Genomic DNA, 244 nt, shown 5'->3' on the forward strand with positions numbered 1-244 from the left:
CACGTTGGCCGCGGTGCCGTCGATCACCAGATTTTCGAAGGTCTGGCCGTCGACGCTGGCCGAGCCGACGGTCAGGCTCAGGTTACTCGGGTCGTTGTAGACGTCGTCGCCCTGCACCGGCGCGGTGTAGATGGCCGACAGCTTGCCCGCTTCAATGGTGACGGTGTCGCCATTGCTCAAAGTGACCTTGAGGTCGTGATCGAGTTTCTGGTCGACCTTGACGGTGAAGGTCGGCGCGAGGTTC

Annotated in this window: 1 protein-coding gene; it reads right to left on the minus strand. The window is 62.3% G+C overall.

Going from position 1 to position 244, the window contains the following annotated elements; translation table 11 throughout:
* Positions 1-244: immunoglobulin-like domain-containing protein (locus ACM6G4_RS27455; RefSeq protein ID WP_414915024.1), on the minus strand; the 244-nt coding region annotated here is incomplete at both ends.

It is taken from the genome of Pseudomonas sp. IT-P258 (assembly GCF_949767825.1).
GTDB classification, from domain to species: domain Bacteria; phylum Pseudomonadota; class Gammaproteobacteria; order Pseudomonadales; family Pseudomonadaceae; genus Aquipseudomonas; species Aquipseudomonas monachiensis.